General features: G+C 57.5%; 18 protein-coding genes. 8 read left to right on the forward strand and 10 right to left on the reverse strand.

What is annotated here, in order from left to right:
- Positions 1-111 precede the first annotated feature (111 nt).
- From PSQ90_RS04030 to PSQ90_RS04045, 4 genes are all read left to right on the forward strand, one after another.
- The gene (locus PSQ90_RS04030; RefSeq protein WP_282212153.1) at positions 112-1,593 is read left to right on the forward strand and encodes an ABC transporter substrate-binding protein; all 1,482 of its coding nucleotides are present in this window, start codon (positions 112-114) and stop codon (positions 1,591-1,593) included.
- Between the two features lie 93 nt (positions 1,594-1,686).
- On the forward strand, positions 1,687-2,640 hold the full coding sequence (locus tag PSQ90_RS04035) for an ABC transporter permease (protein ID WP_282212154.1): 954 nt from the start codon (positions 1,687-1,689) through the stop codon (positions 2,638-2,640).
- Positions 2,637-3,479 carry an ABC transporter permease gene (locus tag PSQ90_RS04040; protein ID WP_282212155.1) on the forward strand — a complete coding sequence of 281 codons (843 nt, stop codon included), beginning with the start codon at positions 2,637-2,639 and terminating at the stop codon, positions 3,477-3,479. Before PSQ90_RS04035 ends, PSQ90_RS04040 begins: the two co-directional genes overlap by 4 nt.
- Complete coding sequence (locus tag PSQ90_RS04045; protein WP_282212156.1) at positions 3,466-5,025, forward strand: dipeptide ABC transporter ATP-binding protein; 1,560 nt, start codon at positions 3,466-3,468, stop codon at positions 5,023-5,025. The genes PSQ90_RS04040 and PSQ90_RS04045 overlap by 14 nt, the downstream gene beginning before the upstream one ends.
- On the opposite strand, the gene bglA is transcribed toward PSQ90_RS04045, so the two are convergent.
- The 7 genes from bglA to PSQ90_RS04080 form a co-directional block, all read right to left on the reverse strand.
- On the reverse strand, positions 5,022-6,695 hold the full coding sequence (gene bglA, locus PSQ90_RS04050; protein WP_282212157.1) for a beta-galactosidase BglA: 1,674 nt from the start codon (positions 6,693-6,695) through the stop codon (positions 5,022-5,024). The genes PSQ90_RS04045 and bglA overlap by 4 nt on opposite strands.
- Before the next feature lie 158 nt (positions 6,696-6,853).
- Positions 6,854-7,930 carry an Mrp/NBP35 family ATP-binding protein gene (locus tag PSQ90_RS04055; protein ID WP_282212158.1) on the reverse strand — a complete coding sequence of 359 codons (1,077 nt, stop codon included), beginning with the start codon at positions 7,928-7,930 and terminating at the stop codon, positions 6,854-6,856.
- 144 nt (positions 7,931-8,074) lie between these two features.
- Complete coding sequence (fsa, locus tag PSQ90_RS04060) at positions 8,075-8,728, reverse strand: fructose-6-phosphate aldolase (RefSeq protein WP_282212159.1); 654 nt, start codon at positions 8,726-8,728, stop codon at positions 8,075-8,077.
- Positions 8,729-8,807: 79 nt separating this feature from the next.
- Positions 8,808-9,125 carry an aminotransferase class I/II-fold pyridoxal phosphate-dependent enzyme gene (locus PSQ90_RS04065; protein WP_328517541.1) on the reverse strand — a complete coding sequence of 106 codons (318 nt, stop codon included), beginning with the start codon at positions 9,123-9,125 and terminating at the stop codon, positions 8,808-8,810.
- The gene (locus tag PSQ90_RS04070; protein ID WP_282212160.1) at positions 9,047-9,991 is read right to left on the reverse strand and encodes an amino acid aminotransferase; all 945 of its coding nucleotides are present in this window, start codon (positions 9,989-9,991) and stop codon (positions 9,047-9,049) included. The genes PSQ90_RS04065 and PSQ90_RS04070 overlap by 79 nt, the downstream gene beginning before the upstream one ends.
- A gap of 90 nt (positions 9,992-10,081) precedes the next feature.
- Positions 10,082-11,026: an electron transfer flavoprotein subunit alpha/FixB family protein gene (locus PSQ90_RS04075; RefSeq protein ID WP_282212161.1), complete on the reverse strand. Its 945-nt coding sequence runs from the start codon at positions 11,024-11,026 to the stop codon at positions 10,082-10,084.
- Positions 11,026-11,784 carry an electron transfer flavoprotein subunit beta/FixA family protein gene (locus tag PSQ90_RS04080; RefSeq protein ID WP_282212162.1) on the reverse strand — a complete coding sequence of 253 codons (759 nt, stop codon included), beginning with the start codon at positions 11,782-11,784 and terminating at the stop codon, positions 11,026-11,028. Before PSQ90_RS04080 ends, PSQ90_RS04075 begins: the two co-directional genes overlap by 1 nt.
- A 180-nt stretch (positions 11,785-11,964) precedes the next feature.
- Between PSQ90_RS04080 and PSQ90_RS04085 the strand changes: the two genes are divergently transcribed.
- Genes PSQ90_RS04085 through PSQ90_RS04095 form a run of 3 tightly spaced genes read left to right on the forward strand, consistent with a single transcriptional unit; the run spans position 11,965 to position 14,548 of the window.
- Positions 11,965-13,134, forward strand: coding sequence for a M20 aminoacylase family protein (locus PSQ90_RS04085; RefSeq protein ID WP_282212163.1), 1,170 nt, complete (start codon positions 11,965-11,967; stop codon positions 13,132-13,134).
- Entirely contained in the window at positions 13,131-14,198 is a 1,068-nt protein-coding gene (locus PSQ90_RS04090; protein WP_282212164.1) for an AbrB family transcriptional regulator, read from the forward strand. Before PSQ90_RS04085 ends, PSQ90_RS04090 begins: the two co-directional genes overlap by 4 nt.
- A gap of 47 nt (positions 14,199-14,245) precedes the next feature.
- Positions 14,246-14,548, forward strand: coding sequence for a hypothetical protein (locus PSQ90_RS04095; protein ID WP_282212165.1), 303 nt, complete (start codon positions 14,246-14,248; stop codon positions 14,546-14,548).
- Positions 14,549-14,676: 128 nt separating this feature from the next.
- Here PSQ90_RS04095 and PSQ90_RS04100 read toward each other — a convergent pair whose 3' ends face one another.
- The 3 genes from PSQ90_RS04100 to PSQ90_RS04110 all read right to left on the reverse strand — a co-directional run bounded on the left by PSQ90_RS04100 (position 14,677) and on the right by PSQ90_RS04110 (position 17,921).
- Positions 14,677-16,254, reverse strand: coding sequence for an alpha-glucosidase (locus tag PSQ90_RS04100; RefSeq protein WP_282212166.1), 1,578 nt, complete (start codon positions 16,252-16,254; stop codon positions 14,677-14,679).
- A gap of 120 nt (positions 16,255-16,374) precedes the next feature.
- Entirely contained in the window at positions 16,375-16,995 is a 621-nt protein-coding gene (locus PSQ90_RS04105) for a glutathione S-transferase family protein (protein ID WP_282212167.1), read from the reverse strand.
- Complete coding sequence (locus tag PSQ90_RS04110; protein WP_282212168.1) at positions 16,992-17,921, reverse strand: 2-hydroxyacid dehydrogenase; 930 nt, start codon at positions 17,919-17,921, stop codon at positions 16,992-16,994. Before PSQ90_RS04110 ends, PSQ90_RS04105 begins: the two co-directional genes overlap by 4 nt.
- A 178-nt stretch (positions 17,922-18,099) precedes the next feature.
- On the opposite strand from PSQ90_RS04110, the gene PSQ90_RS04115 reads away from it, so the two are divergent.
- Positions 18,100-19,521 carry a circularly permuted type 2 ATP-grasp protein gene (locus PSQ90_RS04115; RefSeq protein WP_282212169.1) on the forward strand — a complete coding sequence of 474 codons (1,422 nt, stop codon included), beginning with the start codon at positions 18,100-18,102 and terminating at the stop codon, positions 19,519-19,521.
- Position 19,522: the final 1 nt, after the last annotated feature.

The following is a 19,522-nucleotide window of genomic DNA, read 5'->3' on the forward strand; positions in this document are numbered from 1 at the left end:
CCTCGCCTGCTGCCATGTTAGTAAGTGTGCCATATAATTTTGCGCGGGAGTCGACGCCACATGCGTCGACATATTTTTAGCGGAGACCCCGCTAAAATTGGAGACGATCTAATGGGCAAAACGATTAGGGTCGCGGGACTGGCCATGGCGCTGGTGCTTGGTTTGGCAGGCGTGGTGTACGCCGCACCCAGCGAAATCCGCATCGGCGTGGCGTTGGAGCCGCCTGTGCTCGACCCAACGGCTGGCGCCGCTGAAGCCATTGATATCGTGGTTTATCAGAACGTGTTTGAAGGACTGACACAGATCGACCAAAACGGCGCAGTCCAGCCCGATCTGGCTGAGTCCTGGACGATTTCGGCCGATGGCCTGACCTATACATTCAAGCTGCAGGCAGATGTGACCTTTCACGACGGCACCAGTTTTGATGCCGACGATGTCAAATATAGTTTTGACCGGATCAAGGCACCTGACAGTCTCAATGCCCATAAGGAATTTTTTGCCGATATCGAAAGCGTCACGGTGGTCGATCCGCTGACAGTCGAGATCAAGCTGGCCAAGCCGAGCGGTCAGTTCCTGTTTGATATTGGCCGCGGCGATGCGGTGATCGTAGCGCCTGAAAGCTCGGCCAACAATGCTACCGATCCAATTGGCACTGGACCATTCAGCTTTGTACGCTGGGACAAGGGTAGCCGCGTTGTTCTTGAGCGCTATGAGCCCTATTGGGGCAAAAAAGCCGCACTCAGCAAGGCAACCTATGTGTTCATCAGCGATACTGCCGCGATGACCAATGCGCTGTTGGCCGGTGACATTGATGGCACCAACAATTTCTCGGCTGAAGCGCTTGATGTGTTCAAGGCTGATCCGCGTTTCAAGATCCTGGTCGGTACCACAGAGGGCGAAACCCTGCTGTCGACCAACAACAAGAAGCCGCCGTTCGATAATCTCAAAGTGCGGCAGGCAATGGCACATGCCATTGATCGCAAGGCGCTGATTGATGGGGTTACCTATGGGTATGGCGTGCCGATTGGCAGCCATTTTGCGCCACATCACCCCTATTATGTCGATTTAACCAATACTTATCCCTATGACCCAGAGCTTTCAAAGGCGTTGTTGGCTGAAGCGGGCTATCCGGACGGGTTCAGCGCGACGCTGAAATTGCCACCGGTTGCCTATGCGCGCATCGGCGGTCAGATTATTGCCAGCCAATTCGCCGCGATCGGGATCAAGCTTGAATTGATCAATGTGGAGTGGGCGCAGTGGCTGGAAGATGTTTACGCCAACCACGATTTCGATCTGACTATTGTCAGTCACGTCGAGCCCTTCGACATTGGAAATTACGCCAATCCGAACTATTATTTTGGCTATGATAATCCAGATTTCCAGGCATTGATCGAAACGCTCAATGGAACGACGGATGAGGTGAAGCGCAAGGTATTGGCCATTGAAGCCCAAACGATCCTCGCGCAGGATGCGGTCAATGGCTATTTGTTCGAATTGCCGCAGATCGGGGTTTGGAATGCCAAGATCGAAGGTCAATGGCAAAATGCGCCTATCGAAGGCGTGGTCCTCAAAGACGTGCATTGGGTGGATTGAGATAGCCCATTCCCGGCCCCAAAAGGATTGTTCAATTGCAACGCAGCGTGTTGCGGTTGAACAACTCGGGTATCTAAAACATCGGCGCCGCGGATGACCCTGTTTGTCCTGCGGCGCCTTCTGGGTTTTGCCGTTACGCTGTTGCTGGCAGCGGCGGTCATCTTTTTCCTACTTGATCTGCTGCCGGGTGATCCGGCCCAGTTTATTTTAGGCATCAATGCAACCCCCGAAAATGTTGCACAACTGCGGGCCCAACTGGGCCTTGATGCTCCTGCCTGGCAGCGGCTGTTCATTTGGATATGGGGCATGCTGCAAGGCGATTTTGGCCAGTCCTATACGCAAAACGCACCGGTTGCCGACCTGATTGGCGAGCGGCTGTGGGTGACGATGCCGCTGGCGATACTGGCCATGGCCATTGCCATCGTGGTGGGATTGCCGCTTGGCATCCTGGCGGCGCGGCGGCGGGGAAAATTGCTTGATACCGGCATAATGGTCTTGGCGCAAACGGGGATTGCGATCCCCAATTTCTGGTTCGGCATGTTGCTGGCACTGTTGTTTGCGGTGACGCTGCGGTGGTTACCGCCGGGCGGCTTTACCTCCTGGAGCGAGGACCCGGCAGCCGCCATGCGGGCACTGGTATTGCCCAGTCTTGCCCTGGCGCTGCCACAAGCCTCGATCCTGGCGCGGGTGATGCGCACGGCACTGGTCGACGTACAGGGACAGGACTTTATTCGCACGGCGCGGGCCAAGGGCATGACCATGGGAGAAGCCGTATGGCGGCATGGCGTGCGCAATGCCCTGCTGCCGGTCTTGACAGTATTGGGTCTGCAATTTGCCTATCTGGTGGCGGGCACGATCATTGTTGAAAATGTGTTCTATCTGCCCGGACTTGGGCGACTGATCTTTACCGCGATTTCTCAGCGCGATCTGATCCTGGTGCGCGGGGCAACGATCGTGCTGATCGTCGCGGTAACGGCGACCATGTTGGTGATTGACCTATTGTATGCGCTGGTCGATCCGCGGTTGCGCGAGGGAGAGCAGCGATGAGAGGGGCGTTGCGTCATCCCAGCCTGGTATTGGGCTTAACGGCGTCGGGTCTATTTGCCGTCTTGGCGCTGGTGTCGCTGGTCTGGACGCCATACGCGATTGCGGACATCGATATTGGTCGCCGGTTTCTCGGGCCAAGCCTTAACCATTGGTTCGGCACCGACAATCTGGGGCGTGACATGGTTTCACTTATCATGTCGGGGACATTGACCAGTTTTGTCGTTGCGGCGCTGGCCGTGGGGATTGGCGCCGGGGTTGGCGTGCCCTTGGGACTGGCGGCTGCCGCCTGGGGCGGGGTGGTGGAATGGGCCGTGTTGCGGCTTTCCGATTTTGTTTTTGCATTCCCGGCCATTATCGTCGCCATATTGATTACGACATTGTTCGGGCCGAGCGCGATCAATGCTATTCTGGCCATTGGAATATTCAATATACCGGTTTTTGCGCGGGTGGCGCGTGGCGGGGCGCTGAGCATCAAAACGCTGGATTTTGTGGCGGCTGCACGGCTGGCGGGACTGGGCAACTGGGCCATCGCCTTTCGTCATCTGCTACCTAACATCGCCAGTCTGATCATTGTTCAGGGAACCATCCAGCTGTCATTGGGCATTCTTGCTGAAGCGGGACTGTCCTACATTGGGCTAGGCACGCAACCGCCGGCCACAAGCCTTGGGCTGCTTCTGCGCGACGCACAAAGTCTGTTCCTGTTGCATCCATCCCTGAGTCTGGTGCCTGGGCTGGCCATCGTGATTATCGTGGTGGCGCTCAATCTGGCCGGGGACGGACTGCGGGACGCCATCGATCCACGCCTCAAACAGCAAGGAGGCACTGGTGTCGCTTCTTGAGGTGCAAAACCTTGCCGTGCGGTTTGGTGACCACACGGCGGTAGCCGACGTCAGTCTGACGCTGGAACGCGGCGAACGATTTGGCATTATCGGGGAGAGCGGATCGGGCAAAACGCTGACTGCGCTCGCGATCACGGGCCTATTGCCAGAAAGCGCTGTCATGGCCGGCGCGATCCGTATTGACGACAACCCCATACCCTCCGATGAGCGCGCCATGGCGCGACTTCGGGGCAAGCGGATCGGCATTGTGTTTCAGGAGCCAATGACGGCGCTCAATCCGCTGATGCCGATTGGCGAACAGATTGGCGAGGCGATCCGGCTGAGCGACATCGGCGGGGTCGAACATATCGAACTGCCTCTGTTGTTGGGGGAAGTGGGACTGGAAAATCGACACGCCCAGCGCTTTCCGCATCAATTGTCCGGCGGACAGCGGCAGCGAGCGATGATTGCCATGGCGCTGGCGAGCCAACCGGACATTCTGATCGCCGACGAGCCCACATCGGCGCTCGATCTGATCACTCAGCGTCTGGTGCTGGACCTGATTGCCGAGCTCTGTACGCGTCGCAAGATGGCTCTGCTGTTCATCAGCCACGATCTCAAATCGGTTGCAGCGCTGTGTTCACGCGTGGCGGTCATGCATGATGGCCGGTTTGTGGAAGTGGGCAAGACCCGCACCGTGTTTGGCGAGCCGCGCGAGGCCTATACCAAGCTATTGGTGGCGGCGGCTGAGTTCAAAACGCCCCTGCGGGATCGCCAACCGATTGGGGAGACTCTGCTAGAAGTACGCGGTTTGACGCGTGATTATCGTCAGGGCGGGCTGTTGTTTGGGCGCAAAAAGCCGCTGCGCGCGGTCGATAGTGTCTGCTTCAGTATCGGACAGGCTGAATCCGTTGCGTTGGTTGGCCCGTCGGGCTGTGGCAAGAGCACATTGGCCCGTATGATCGTGGGGCTGGATAATGCCAGCGGGGGGCAAATGGCACTGTCGGGGCAGACCTACCATGGCAGAGACCTACCCACCGGGTTGCGTCGTGATGTGTCCCTGGTATTTCAGGATCCCTTTGGCAGCTTTGACCCACACCTGACGATCGGACAATCGCTGGCTGAACCGTTGCGGCTGGAACAAGGGCTGAGCCTGGACCAGCAGAACACCCGCCTGATCGAAGCGGTTCAGGCCGTTGGTCTGGATCCGCAGATGATGGGGCGGCATCCGCACGCGTTTTCGGGTGGACAGCGCCAGCGGCTAGCTATTGCCCGGGCGCTGGTGACCCGACCAAAACTTGTGGTTCTCGACGAGCCGGTTTCGGCGCTCGACATGTCGGTGCGGGCCGATGTGTTGGCGCTGCTAGCCCAATTGCAGGCTGAGTTTGGTCTGACCTACCTAATTATCAGCCACGACCTTGATATGGTGCGGGCGATAGCGGACCGTGTCATGGTGATGGATGCGGGCAAGATTGTGGAAACGGGAGAGCCGAACCAATTGTTCGCCGCTCCCCAACATGCCCTGACCCGGGAATTGGTCGAGGCGCGGCTGCCCGAACTGGTTTAGCCAAGCTTGCCGATATAGAAGTCCAACGGTCCCAACGTAATTTGCCCATTCGAAGGCGCGGCGGTGACGCCTGGCGCGTCGATATCGAGCAAAGTCATGTTGGCGGGCACGGCAAACGTAGCCGGTGTTGCATCCATATTGAACACGCACAGCAGCGTTTGATCATCGTGCTGGCGGGTGAACGCCAGAACGGTTTCCGGGGCGTCCACAAGAGCGATGGTCCCCTTTGAGAGGGCCGGGTTATTTTTGCGGAAGGCCAGATTGGCGCGATAGAACGCCAAAATGCTATCGTTGGCCAGCTCCTGCTGGTCGACCGCGCGTGTCATGTGATCGGCGGGAACCGGCAACCAGGAACGGGCGGCAGTTGAAAAGCCGCCGAGGTGGGCATGGGCCTGCCAAACCATCGGTGTGCGCGCGCCGTCGCGACCCTTGAATTCAGGCCAGAATTCGATGCCATAGGGATCAACCAGATCCTCAAAGGCCAGTTGCGCTTCCGTCAAGCCAAGCTCTTCGCCCTGATAAAGACAGACCGAGCCGCGCATGCTCAGCAATAGAGAGGCGGTAAGTCGGGTGAAGGCAGCTTCCTGCCCATGAATGGCCCAGCGGCTGACATGACGAACCACATCATGATTGGAAAAGGCCAGGCAAATCCAACCGTCAGGGGCCCTGGTCTCGGTTGCGGCAATGGAATCGCGAAAGTGCTCTGCAGAAAAATCGCCGCCGAGATAATCGAAGGTATAGGCCATGTGCAGATGATCATCGCCCGAGGTATATTGGGCCATGATTTCAAGCTGGTGCTGGCTGTCGCCGATTTCACCTACGGTCGTAGTGCCCGGATACTGGTCCATCAGCGCGCGGACCCGTTCAAGGAATTTCAGATTTTCGGGGCGCGATTTATCGTAAAGATGTTCCTGAAAATTGTAGGGGTTAACAGCGGGCGCGGTCGAGGCGTTGAAATCCTCGGGTTTGACGACCGGGTTGTTTTCCAGCGCCAACGAGCAGAAGTAGAAATTGACGGTATCGAGTCGGAAGCCATCTACACCACGCTCCAGCCAGAAGCGCATTTCACCCAATACGGCGTCCTGAACCTCTGGGTTATGAAAATTAAGATCGGGCTGGGACACCAGAAAGTTGTGCATGTAATATTGCATGCGTCGGCTGTCCCAGGTCCAGGACGAACCACCAAATATCGAGAGCCAATTATTGGGCGGGGTACCGTCGGGCTGCGGATCGGCCCAGACATACCAATCGGCGCGGGCATTTGTGCGCGACTGGCGGCTTTCGGCAAACCAGGCATGTTTGTCGGATGAATGCGATATCACCTGATCGATGATCACCTTGAGCCCAAGGGCATGGGCCTTGTGCACCAGATGATCAAAATCCTCGAGCGTACCAAAGCTGGGATCAATGTCGCGATAATTGGAAACGTCGTAGCCAAAATCCTTCATCGGCGAGGTAAAAACCGGCGACAGCCAGATGGCATCGACGCCCAGATCGGCCACATATTCCAGCCGACTGGTAATCCCAGCCAAATCGCCAATGCCATCACCGTTCTGATCCTGAAATGAGCGCGGATAAATCTGGTAGATCACCGCCCCACGCCACCAATCCGCGTCGAGCTTTGTTTTTGGCCTGGCCTTTTCTTCGGTCATATTTGGTAGAGCGGTCATGAATTGGCTCCGAGGGTTAGGCTAACCAGATAGCCCTCTGGCAAGGAACGCGCGCGGACGGCAGAGTGTGCTGCCCTGCCCCCGAGAGCATATCATTTGAGATGATGGAGCAAGCCCTTCATGCGCTTTTGGGCGCGAATGAGGACAGGTTTACCGTGCTAGGACCGCAGAGAGGGCGTGTCGGCGAGAATTTTGGTGGCGATGGCACGGAAAGCTTCGGCCTCGGGGCCTTCGGGATTGGAAACCAGCACCGGTTGCCCAGTGTCAGAGGTTTCGCGGATGGACATAACCAGCGGGACGGCGCCCAGAAAGGCCATTTTTTGGGCTGCGGCTGCCGCTTCGGCACCGCCATGGCCGAAAATATCGTAACGGTTGCCGGTGTCGGGGGCAATGAAATAGCTCATGTTCTCGACAAGGCCGAGCAAGGGCACGTTGAGGCGGCGCAGCATGTCGATGGCCTTTTTGGCGTCAATCAGTGCCAGATCCTGCGGCGTTGAAACGATGATGACGCCGTCCACAACGGCTTGCTGGAACAGAGAAATGTGAATGTCGCCCGTGCCGGGCGGCAGATCGACCACCAGAATATCCAGGTCGCCCCAGTCGGTCTCGCGCAGCAGCTGGCGTAGCGCGGATGTGGCCATGGGACCGCGCCAGACCACTGCCTGATCCTGAGTGAGCATCGAGCCAATGGAGATCGCTTTGAGCCCGAACGCATCGTGAGGGGAAAAAATGCCGTCCTCGCGCACGGCGGGTTTGCCTTCTAATCCCAAAAGCTTGGGAAGCGAGGGGCCATAGAGATCGGCATCGAGAATACCGACGCGCAAGCCCTCAGCCTTCAAGGCCAGAGCAATATTGACAGCGGTGGTGGACTTGCCGACGCCGCCTTTGCCGGAGCCGACCGCGATGATCTTCCTGACGCCGGGGACCGGCGATTTGGGCGCTGGACCGGGTCGGCCCTGCGCCGCTGCCTGGCCGGTTGCGGGGGGCTTGGAGGAGGTTAGCGACACCATGACCTTGTGATCGGGAGCAATGGCTTCGGCTGCAGATTGTGCGGCGACGCGCGCGGGGCCAAAAGCTGTTTCCATACCGGGCGCTACGGCAATGGCGAACGCCACGGCGCTCTTGGTAACGATGATTTCGGACAGTCCCGCGTAACCGGAAAGGGTACCGCCGCCAGGTATTTCAACCTTGGCTAGGGCGGATTTGACGGCGTTGGCAAGTTCGGTATCGGCCATTGACGTTCTTTCGGTTGGCGCGTGTGGCTCGCCTACCGGGCGTCATCCCGAATTTGGGGAAATCGTCGGGGCAGAAATGCCACACCATCATTGATGCGCCCGGCTGGGGGCCGAGCGCACAGCACAATATGGATTGAAATCGGCCTAAATAATCGACTGGCCGGTGGCTTTCCAATCCTTGAGGAAGCCCTCGATGCCAGCGTTGGTCAAAGGATGGTCAGCCAGCTTGCGAATGACAGCAGGCGGAATGGTGGCAACGTCAGCGCCAGCCAGTGCAACCTGGGTGATGTGGTTGGGCGAACGGATCGAGGCGGCCAGAATTTCTGTATCGAAATTATAGTTATCGTAAATCTGGCGGATGTTTTCGATCAGCTCGACACCATCAATATTGATGTCATCGAGACGACCGATAAAAGGCGAAATATAGGTCGCGCCAACCTTTGCGGCCAGCAGCGCCTGATTGGCGGCAAAGCACAGCGTGACGTTGGTTTTGATGCCTTTGCCTGCAAAATGCTTGGTGGCCTTGAGACCGTTCAGGGTCAGCGGCAGCTTGATCACGACATTGTCGGCGATCTTGGCGAGGCGTTCGCCTTCGGCAACCATGCCATCATATTCGAGCGAAGCCACTTCGGCCGAAACCGGGCCGGGGACGATGTCGCAAATTTCCTTGATGACTTCCTTGAAGTCACGGCCGGATTTGGCGATCAGCGACGGATTTGTGGTCACGCCGTCGAGCAGACCGGTCTCGTACAGTTCCTTGATATCTTTGATTTCAGCCGTATCGACGAAGAATTTCATCGCTTCCTCCAATAAAAATCGTTACCGCATACACAGTTAGCCCATGTGTAGCACGGCGGGGTCGTGTCGCAAGCAGCGATCAGGCGATTGCTGCGATCAGCGCGTCAGCCAAGTCGCCAACCCGATCTTCTGGGATGCCGGCGACATTGATGCGACTATCACCAATCATATAGATGCCATTGGTGGTTTTTAAATGATCAACCATGTCTTTTGGCAATCCCAGCAGCGAAAACATGCCGCGATGGGTGGCGATAAAATCAAAGTCCTTGGAATTTGAACGAGCACGAATGGCCTCGCTCAATTTTTCGCGCAGCGTGATCATGCGATTGCGCATGGCTTCCAGTTCGGTTTCCCACTCAGCGCGCAGCTCTGCATTCTCCAGAATGGTGCGGATGATTTCCGCACCATGATCGGGGGCTGGGAATAGCTTGAGCGGATGATGTTGAGCATTTGGGACTGGGCGATATCGGCCTGCGCTTCATCCCGGGCAATAAGGATGGCAGCACCAATGCGTTCGCGATAAAGGCCGAAGTTTTTCGACCCCGAAAAGGCAATGAGGGCCTCGGGCACCGAGGCCACAACCTTACGCGTGCCGTAACCGTCAGCATCCAGACCATCGCCGAAACCGAGATAGGCAAGATCGATGAATGGCAGTGCACCGGTGCGGGCAAGGCTTGCCGCGACCTGATCCCACTGGGCATTGGTCAGGTTGGCCCCGGTTGGATTGTGGCAGCAACCATGCAGCAGGACGACGTCGTTCTTGCCCAACTTATCGAGCGCCCCGAGCATCTGCTCGAACTTTACTCCACGGGTTTCGCTATCGAAGTAAGGATATTTTTCGATTCTGAGTCCGGCGTTTTCCGCAATGGGCATATGGTTGGGCCAAGTGGGGTCTGAAACATGGATGGTGGCGCCTGGGCGGGCGCGGTTGACCAGTTGCATCAAAACCCAAAGTGATCCGGTGCCGCCGGGGGCCTGAGCAACCCGAACGCGACCTGAAGGGACTATATCGCCCAAAGTGAGTTTGAGAACCGCAGCGCCAAAAGCCTTGTTACCGGCAATGCCGAGGTAGGTTTTGGTCTTGGCATCGGCCAGCATGCGCGCTTCGGCTTTTTTGACCGAGGACATGATCGGGGTAATACCGGCTTCGTCTTTATAGACGCCCACACCCAGATCAACCTTGTCGGCACGGGAATCGGCGGCGTATTCCCCCATCAAGGCCAAAATCTTGTCGCCAGCAGCCTTGGTCAGCGTCTCAAACATGAGTTCTATTTCCGATTAGAAAGGCGTGATCTTTATAGGCGGCGACAGAAATATTGCAATTGGTCTACCGCCAGATTCGGGATGATTGGACTAAGGTTTGACCCCAAGGTGTTCCAATTGGGCAATGAGCGCCGGAATCGTCTCAAAGAGATCGCCGATCAGGACGATATCGGCCAGCTTGACCAAGGGGGCTTCGGGATCTGTATTGATGGCAATGATCTTTTTGGCGCCCTGAATGCCGGCCAGATGCTGGAGCGCTCCGGAAATGCCGACGGCGATGTAAAGATCGGGCGCGATGATCTTGCCAGTCTGGCCGATTTGCCAGTCATTGGGCGCATAGCCTGCATCAACTGCGGCTCTGGTTGCACCGACGCCAGCACCGATGATTGCGGCCAGTTGCCCGACCAGTTTGAAGCCTTCGGCTGATCCAACCGAAACGCCGCCGCCGACAACAATCTGGGCTGTGGCCAGATCGGGCGTATTATTTTCTGTTCGGTGGGCAGCGACGATGGTGGCGATGGCGTTGACCGGATCGTAGTCAAGCGGGATGATCTGTGCGCTGCCCCCCTGCCCGGCCGCGCGGAATGCGCTGGCGCGAATAGTCAGGATCTGGCGCGGTTGGGCCGAAGAAACGGTCTGGATGGCGTTGCCCGCATAGATGGGGCGATCAAAGCGGTTGGGGCCGTGAATGGCAATGACATCTGTGATCGGCTGAATATCGAGTCTGGCGGCAAGACGCGGGACTATGTCGCGACCGAGCGCGCCAGCCGAAGCGATGATATGGGCGTAATCGGGCGCGAGCTTTGCAAGTACAGGCACAAAGGTTTCGGCGGTCTGGCCAACGAGCCCGGGATGCTGCGCCACCAAAACGCGCGCAACTCCGCTCAATTTGGCAGCGTCAGCAGCAACTTGATCAATGCCTTCACCCAAAACGAGCACATCAATTTCGCCCAGAACCGAGGCTGCGGCGACGACCCGCGCTGTGGCGGGTGAGAGAGCGCCAAGGTCATGATCGGCGAGGACCAGAATAGTCATCAGAGCGCCTCCATCTCGGCAATGTCGGCAGCAATCAGACTGGCCAGTTCGCCAACGTCGGCAACGGTCCGGCCCGCAACGCGTTCAGGTGGCGGGCTAGTTTTTTCGATGGTGAGTCGCGGTGTCAGATCAATATTCATGCAGTCGGCAGAGCGCACGGCCAATGGTTTCTGGCGCGCCTTCATGACCATGGGCAACGCAGCGTTGCGCGGTGTATTGAGGCGCAGGTCGGCTGTGACGATGGCTGGCAAAGGCATCGCCGTTGTGACGCGGCCGTAATCGACTTCGCGGCTGACGCTGAGTTGATCGGCCTCAATGTTGATCTCGGAGGCAAAGGTTGCCTGGGGCCAATCGAGAAGGCCGGCCAGCATCTGGCCCACATGGTTGCTATCGTCATCAACCGCCTGCTTGCCCAACAACACAAGATCCGGCTTTTCTTCGGCAACAATGGCGGCCAATAATTTGGCTATGGCAAGAGTTTCAAGGTCGGCGTCGGTTTCAACCAGAATGCCGCGATGGGCGCCCATGGCCAAGGCAGTCAGAATGACGTCATTGACCGCCTTTGGGCCAATGGACACGACAACAATTTCATCGGCCTTCCCGGCTTCGCCCAGCTGGACGGCAGCTTCCACGGCATGTTTGCAAAACGGGTTCATTGACATGCGTACCCCAGCGGTCTCAACGCCCGTCCCATCGGGACGAACACGAATGCGCACATTATGGTCAACCACCCGCTTGACCGCGACAAAGATCTTCATGGACCAGCCATCTCCGAGGTAAGTAGCGGTGTCTTTACAAATCCTTGGCGACAGAACAAGGCGAGGAAGAAAAAATCACCCACTGGAACGGTGCTTTGGTAGAAAACCCTGCCGCTGCGGAGTTGACGGCGGGCTGTTGTACGGCGACATTGGATCGTCTTTATCTACCCCGGAATTTGTATGCCCGTTTTGAACCGCATTGCGGATTTTCATGCCGAAATCACTGGCTGGCGCCAGGACTTTCACGCCCATCCCGAATTGCTGTTCGATGTTCATCGCACTGCAGGGCGGGTGGAGGAATTGTTGCGCCTGTTTGGCTGCGACGAAGTCGTTACCGGCATGGGGCGGACGGGGGTCGTCGGCATCATCAATGGGCGGCAATCCGATAGCGGGCGTACCATTGGACTTCGCGCCGACATGGATGCGCTGCCGATCCTGGAAAAAACCGGCAAATCCTATGCCAGCACCGCCGCGGGCAAAATGCATGCCTGTGGACACGACGGGCATACCGCAATGCTCTTGGGTGCGGCCAAATATCTGGCGGAAACCCGCAATTTCGATGGCCGCATTGCCGTAATCTTCCAACCCGCCGAAGAAGGCGGCGGCGGTGGACGAGAAATGGTGCGGGACGGGTTGATGGAGCAATTCAATATTTCCGAAGTGTTCGGCATGCACAATATGCCTGGGATTCCGCTGGGCCAGTTCGCCATTCGTGAAGGTGGCATCATGGCGGCGACCGACGAATTCCTGATCGAGATCACGGGGGTTGGCGGACACGCAGCCCGGCCGCACGCCACCATTGATCCGATCGTCATTGCGGCCCAATTAATTGTGGCGCTGCAAACCTTTGTGTCGCGCAATGTCGACCCGATGCGTCAAGCGGTGCTGTCGGTAACCGTCATGGATGCGGGCGGAGCCTATAATGTCATTCCGCGCGATGCGCGACTCAAGGGCACGATCCGTACGCTGGACCCGCAAGTGCGGCAGTTCATGGAAGATAGGCTCAAATCCTTTGTGCCCGAATTTGTGGCCAGTTTTGGGGCCAAGGCAAATGTCAGCTATCGCAGTGGCTATCCGGTCACGGTCAATGCGCCAGCTCAGACAAGCTTTGCAGCGAGCGTGGCTGAGGACGTGGTGGGAGCTGAGCGGGTTGAACTCAATGTCGATGCATCAATGGGGGGCGAGGATTTTGCCTATATGCTCGAAGCGCGCCCCGGTGCCTACATATTCATAGGCAATGGTCCATCGGCGGAATTGCACACCGACGACTACGATTTCAACGATGAAAGCCTGACGACGGGCGCCAGCTATTGGGTCCGTTTGGCGGAAAAAGCGCTGCCAGCGACATGACCGCCCTGCCGAGGGGATGGCACGCTATTGGGTGGACTCTCAGCACATTCCTGATTTCCGCGGTAGGCGGTTTTATTGCCAACAGTTTTGGCATTCCGGCCGGTTGGCTCATGGGCGGCGCCCTTGGGGTCAGTGTCGCAGCGATGGTGGGTTTGCCCGTGATGTTGCCCCGGTGGGTGCGCGACACGGCATTTGTGATGGTGGGTCTTTCGATGGGCGCGACTGTGCCCTCTGACACATTATCGCTGATATCGCACTGGCCAGTGACGCTGATAGCGATGGTGATCGAGCTTGTGTTGATTGTGACAATAACCGGCTGGATATTGGCGCGATTTTTCAAGCTGGACCCGGGCACCGCCTATCTCAGCTCTTTTCCCGGCCATTTGTCCTTTATAATGGGCATCGCTTCGGCGGGGGTCGGGGATGCACGCCAGATTGCCATGATACAGGTGATCAGGATTTTGATCCTGACGATCTGCGTGCCCATCGGGGCGTTGTTTTTGCCTCCGGTGACCGAGATGGTTACGGCAGGGCCGGTTCATACTGTTCCGGTGATTACATTGTTGGTTCTGGCGGCAGCCTGCGCGGCCATTGGGCTGGTGTTCGTTCGCCTTAGAATTCCGGCAGGCTTCGTTTTGGGTTCGATGGCAATTTCCACCAGTGCCAAACTTGCAGGCCTGTTCGAAGGCGCCTTGCCGCAACCGCTGGTCGTGGTCACGCTTATCATGGTTGGCGCTTTGATTGGTTCGCGCTTTGCGGGTATTACGCGCGCCGAATTCGTTCGCGCCGCGTTCGGTGGCATTGTGGCGACGCTTGCAACAGTGGGTATTGTCACGATCATCGCCTATGCCGCCAGCTTGATAGTTGACATGCCGCTGGCCCAGATCTGGCTAGGGCTGTCGCCAGGTGCGCTTGAAGGCATGGGTGCGCTTGGGGTGGCACTGGGTTATGACACAGCCTTTATTGGTGCCCATCACGTCATTCGACTATTGTTGCTCAGCTTTGCCATTCCGGCGGTCGTATTGTGGATCCGGCGACGCGAAACCCGACAGCCGCGAGCCTAAGTCTGCCACAATCACGGACCATATCGTAGCTGAATTGGAGATTCGCGATGACAATGAAATCATGGGTACCAGCAGTGCTGGCTTTGGCTGTATTCAGTGTGCCAGCCATGGCGACGCCGTTCTGCAATGATGATCGTGGCGGCGTCAGCATCACATTTGGCGTGGGCGGTCCGCGCTCGTCGAGCGAGTTTGACCAGAACCAGCTCGATTTAATGCAGTTGCGGCGCATGGGCGTCGACGCCAGTAGCGTTGAACGCTGGAATGGCTGCTTGCGCGCCTTTGTGCGCAGTCCGAGCGGTGGCGAAATCATGGAATATTATGATCCCAACACGTTCCGGCAGGTATTTTAGGGCAGACGGCGTTTCCAGCCAGAACCGGTTTTCACTGGTTTTGGCTGAATTTGATGATCAGGAAAATTGCACTGATACAGCGCTTGTGGCCGGGATTGCGAAAAAGCCGAAGCCGTTGGCACCAAAAGTCAGTTTTTGGCCATGATGCGCAGCCCTGCGCGACAGGGGGCAGGCTCGATGTCGTCGCCCAATCCATTCAGGGAAATTTCGAGGCTTTGCGCCGATAAATTGAACAGGCAGAGCATTGCGGTCTCACCATCGGTGCGGCGGAAGGCAAGCACGGGTTCGGCTGTGTCATAAAACTCGATATCGCCCGTCACCAGCGCTGAGCTCAATCTACGCCAGGCCAGAATCTGGCGGTAGAAGTTGAGCATGGAGGCCGCATCGCCATGCTGGGCAGCGACGCTCAATTGCGCATGGTTGGCCTTGATTGGCAGCCAGGGTTTGCCGGTGGTAAAACCATTTGGCGCTTCACCTTTTTCCCACGGCATTGGGGTGCGGGATCCATCGCGCCCCTTATATTCGGGCCAGAAGCGGATGCCAGGCGGATCGGTCAGTTCCTCAAAATTGATATCGGCCTCCGGCAGACCCAATTCCTCGCCCTGATAGAGACAGATTGAGCCTTTAAGCGACATGAGCAGTGCTGCGGCCTGCTGCCCGAGATCGACCAGGTTCTGGCTGAACGGTGCCCACCGCGAGATGTGCCGACGCACGTCGTGGTTGGAAAAACTCCAGCACGGCCAACCATCATCACCCTCACTGGCGTTGAAGAAATTTTCGATACGGCTGCGAAAGTGGGCAGCGGTATACTCCTCGCCAAGGAATTCAAACGAATAACACATATGCAGCTTGTCGCCGCCTGATGTGTATTCGGCCATCAACTCAACCGCCTTGTGACTATCGCCAACCTCCCCCACGGATGTAGTGCCGGGGAACTGGTCGAGCAGCGCCCGAACGCGTTTCAGAAACGCGACATTTTCAGGACGGCTCTTGGAATAGACGTGCTCCTGCATGTCGTATGGATTGACAGCATAGGGCAAATGTTCGGGGCGGCGCGCCGGAGGATTGGAGCGCAGCATCTGGTCATGGAAGAAATAATTGACCGTGTCGAAGCGGAAACCATCGATGCCGCGTTCCAGCCAGAAGCGCATGACGTCCAGCACCGCATCCTGGACAGCTGGATTGTGAAAATTCAGATCCGGCTGGGCGTTCAGGAAGTTGTGCAAATAGTATTGGCGGCGGGTGGAATTCCATTCCCAGGCGCGGCCGCCAAACACCGAGGGCCAGTTGTTCGGCGGCGACCCGTCCTCGAGCGGATCGGCCCAGACATACCAGTCGGCGCGCGCATTTGTGCGGCTAAGCTTGCTTTCGGTGAACCAGGGATGGTGGTCGGACGAATGGCTAAGCACTTGATCGACAATGACTTTGAGCCCCAGTGCGTGCGCACGAGCGATCAGGGAATCGAAATCTTCAATCGAGCCGAACAGCCGGTCTATATCGGTATAATTGGAGACGTCGTAGCCCATGTCTGCCTGTGGGCTTTCAAAAATCGGCGACAACCAGAGACAATCGACGCCAAGGCTGGCGATGTGATCGAGACGACTCATGATGCCGGGCAGATCGCCGACCCCATCGCCATCGCTATCCTGAAATGAGCGAGGATAGACTTGATAAATTACGCCGCCGCGCCACCATTCCTGCATCATAATACTCCTGGGCGATTTGTATTTGGGTGCTGGCGACTTACCGCAAAACCGGCATGAAGTTCCAGCATCCGTACGGGTGAGTGCCATGCGATGAGGGAATGGCGAAATTGAATGCGACCGCTAGCCGGGGGCACTGGCGGCGAATTGTTCAGCCGCGTTGGCGCGTGCCGAGAGAGCTGCAAGGCGAGGAAACTGGGTGCCTCGATCTATGGTCTTGATGGTGCCGACGAAGTCATAGGCCGTGATCACCGCGATATCGGTGCCATTGGCACTTTCGCCACCAAACCAGCCGCTTTCGGGCGTTCCGACCTCAAGAGCCGCCAGCCCACCGAGGACCTGAAGCTTCATGCGGTCGCGCCAATCTGGCCATTGCAATTGGGCAGGGCGCCGTTCGGTTTCATAGACATAGGCGACGCCTTTTTCGGCGGTCGCATTGGCAATCGCCATAGTCTGTTGGCATTTGAGGCGCGCCTCGCCTGTCGCCGGGATCAAGCGATTGCCCGCGGCGGCGCTATCCTCAAGATAGTCGATGATGGCGCTCGATTCGATCAGATGTTGGTCATTCGCCAGCGTCAGCGCCGGAACGCGGCCGAGCGGATTGACGATCTTGAAGGGTTCGAAATCGGCGCCAAAAACGCCGACATCGCGACGCTCGAAGGCACGTCCCTGCAGGGTCAGCCAAAGAGCAACGCGCCGCACGAAAGGTGAGCGGCGTCCGCCATGAAGGACCAATTGGGTCATACAACGGCACTCAGAAGCGGTTCACCGGCAAAATGGGCATCGAGATTGGCTACGACCAGCGCGCCCATGGCGTTGCGGGTCTGGTGTGTGGCGCTGCCTTGATGAGGTGACAGTACGACGTTTTCCAAGCCGAATAATTGCTCGGGCACGCTTGGTTCATCTTCAAAAACGTCAAGAGCCGCGCCGGCCAACTGGCCATTTGCCAACATTTCAACCATGGCTTTTTCGTCGATCAAAGTGCCGCGAGCGACATTGACCAGGTAGCCCTGCGGCCCAAGGGCTTCGAGTACTTCTCGGGATACGATGCCATCAGTGCCTTTACCGCCCGGCGCGATGACCACGAGCCAGTCGCAATCGCGCGCCATGTCGGTCAGGTTGTCGTAATAGACGTAAGGTTCTTTTTCCTGCCTGTTGCGACCGTAGTAAACCACGCGCATTTTCATGGCCTGTGCGCGCAGGCCGATTTCCTTGCCGATGCGCCCCAGCCCCAAAATGCCCACGGTTTTGCCCGTCAGTTCGCTGAAAAGGCCAAAACTCTCTTTGGGCCATTTGCCAGCACGGACATACTGGTCGCCTTGTGGCAGGCGGCGCGCCAAAGCAATCATCAAGCCGATGGTTATTTCGGCCATGGCATCATTGAGCACGTTGGGGGTGTTGGTGACGCGAATATTGCGCGATTTGGCAGCGGCAGAATCTATGGTGTCATACCCAACGCCAAAATTGGCGATGATTTCCAGTTTGGGCAATTTGTCCATCAGTGCAGCGCTGACATTGCCGCCAGCGATGGCGCGCAGCGATGGCGCCAATTGGGCCAGAAGTGCTTTGGGGTCGGCGGCCTCGTGCAGTTTGTGCACCTGGTAGCGTTCGGCGAGCGAAGCCTCGCAACTTGCAAGCAAGGGGCCAGTCTGCAGAATTTCGATGGGCATGGCGGACTCTTGGGTGGGAATTCGGACTCACGGTGAACAATTGATAGCTGTCCAATGCCGTCAAGTCGACATGGCTGGACCATGGTTTGACGAATTAGGCGGGACCCGCTGGACGTGGCCGTGCAAATGTGTAGCAATGGCAGGGCGATGGGACGAGCCGTAACGCAATCGGAGCACAATGGGCGACACAACGCCGTTCGATGAAATGTACAATGCGGATGGATCGGTCCGCGAACCCTATAGCGCCCTGGCCCAATGGCTGGATGAGCAGCCCGATAGAGGCTTGAGCCTTATGTCCTCGGACGCCGAGGCCATCTTTCGGCGGCTGGGAATTACATTTGCAGTTTATGGCTCGGATGAAGGCAATGAAAAACTCATTCCCTTCGATGTCATCCCGCGCATAATTTCGGCAATGGAATGGCGTCGCCTGTCCCGGGGCATTGAGCAACGGGTGCGTGCGCTTAACGCCTTTCTCTATGACATTTATCATCGTCAGGAGATCATCAAGGCCGGGCGCATTCCCGAAAAACTGATCCTTCAAAATTCGGCTTTTTGCCCCGAAATGATGGGGTTGGAGCCGGCCCGTGGCGTTTATGCCCATATTATCGGGGTCGATATCGTGCGGACCGGGCCGGACGATTTTTACGTTCTGGAAGACAATTTGCGTACCCCATCGGGCGTTTCCTACATGCTTGAGGATCGCGAGGCGATGATGCAGCTGGCGCCGGACCTGTTCCAGCGGTGCAAAGTTGCCCCGGTCGAAAACTATCCGGAAAACCTGCGGCGGACGCTGGAAAGTGTGGCTCCGCACAATACCAGCGGTTCGCCGACTATCGCGGTTCTGACGCCGGGGATATACAATTCAGCCTATTTCGAACATTCGTTTCTGGCCGACCAGATGGGTGCGCAATTGTGCGAAGGGCCGGATCTGTTTGTCGACGGCGGACGGGTCTATATGCGGACCACCACCGGCCCGGAACGGGTCGACGTGATCTATCGTCGGATCGATGATGATTATATTGATCCCCTGACCTTTCGGCCCGATTCAATGCTTGGTGTGCCGGGGCTGTTTGATGCCTATCGGGCCGGCAATGTGACGCTGGTCAATGCGCCGGGCACGGGGATTGCCGATGACAAGGCGGTATATACTTACGTTCCTGAAATCGTTGAATTCTATCTAGGTGAAAAAGCGCTGCTCAACAATGTGCCAACGCACAATTGCGTTGATAGCGACGAGCGGGCCTGGGTGTTCGACAATCTTCAGGATCTGGTGGTCAAGGAGGTGCACGGTTCGGGCGGCTACGGCATGCTGATCGGGCCAACGTCAAGCAAGGCGCTGCGCGAGGAATTCAAGAAGCGGATCGAGGCACGGCCTGATAATTATATCGTGCAGCCGACCCTGGCGCTTTCGACCTGCCCGACCTTTGTTCGGTCTGGCATTGCGCCGCGCCATGTCGATTTGCGGCCCTATGTGCTGATCGGCGACGAGGTGCGGATTACGCCGGGCGGACTGACGAGGGTGGCGCTGAAAAAAGGCTCGCTGGTGGTCAATTCGAGCCAGGGCGGCGGCACCAAGGATACGTGGGTGCTTGAAGAATGAG

The sequence above is a fragment of the Devosia rhodophyticola genome (assembly GCF_028816475.1).
GTDB lineage: Bacteria > Pseudomonadota > Alphaproteobacteria > Rhizobiales > Devosiaceae > Devosia > Devosia rhodophyticola.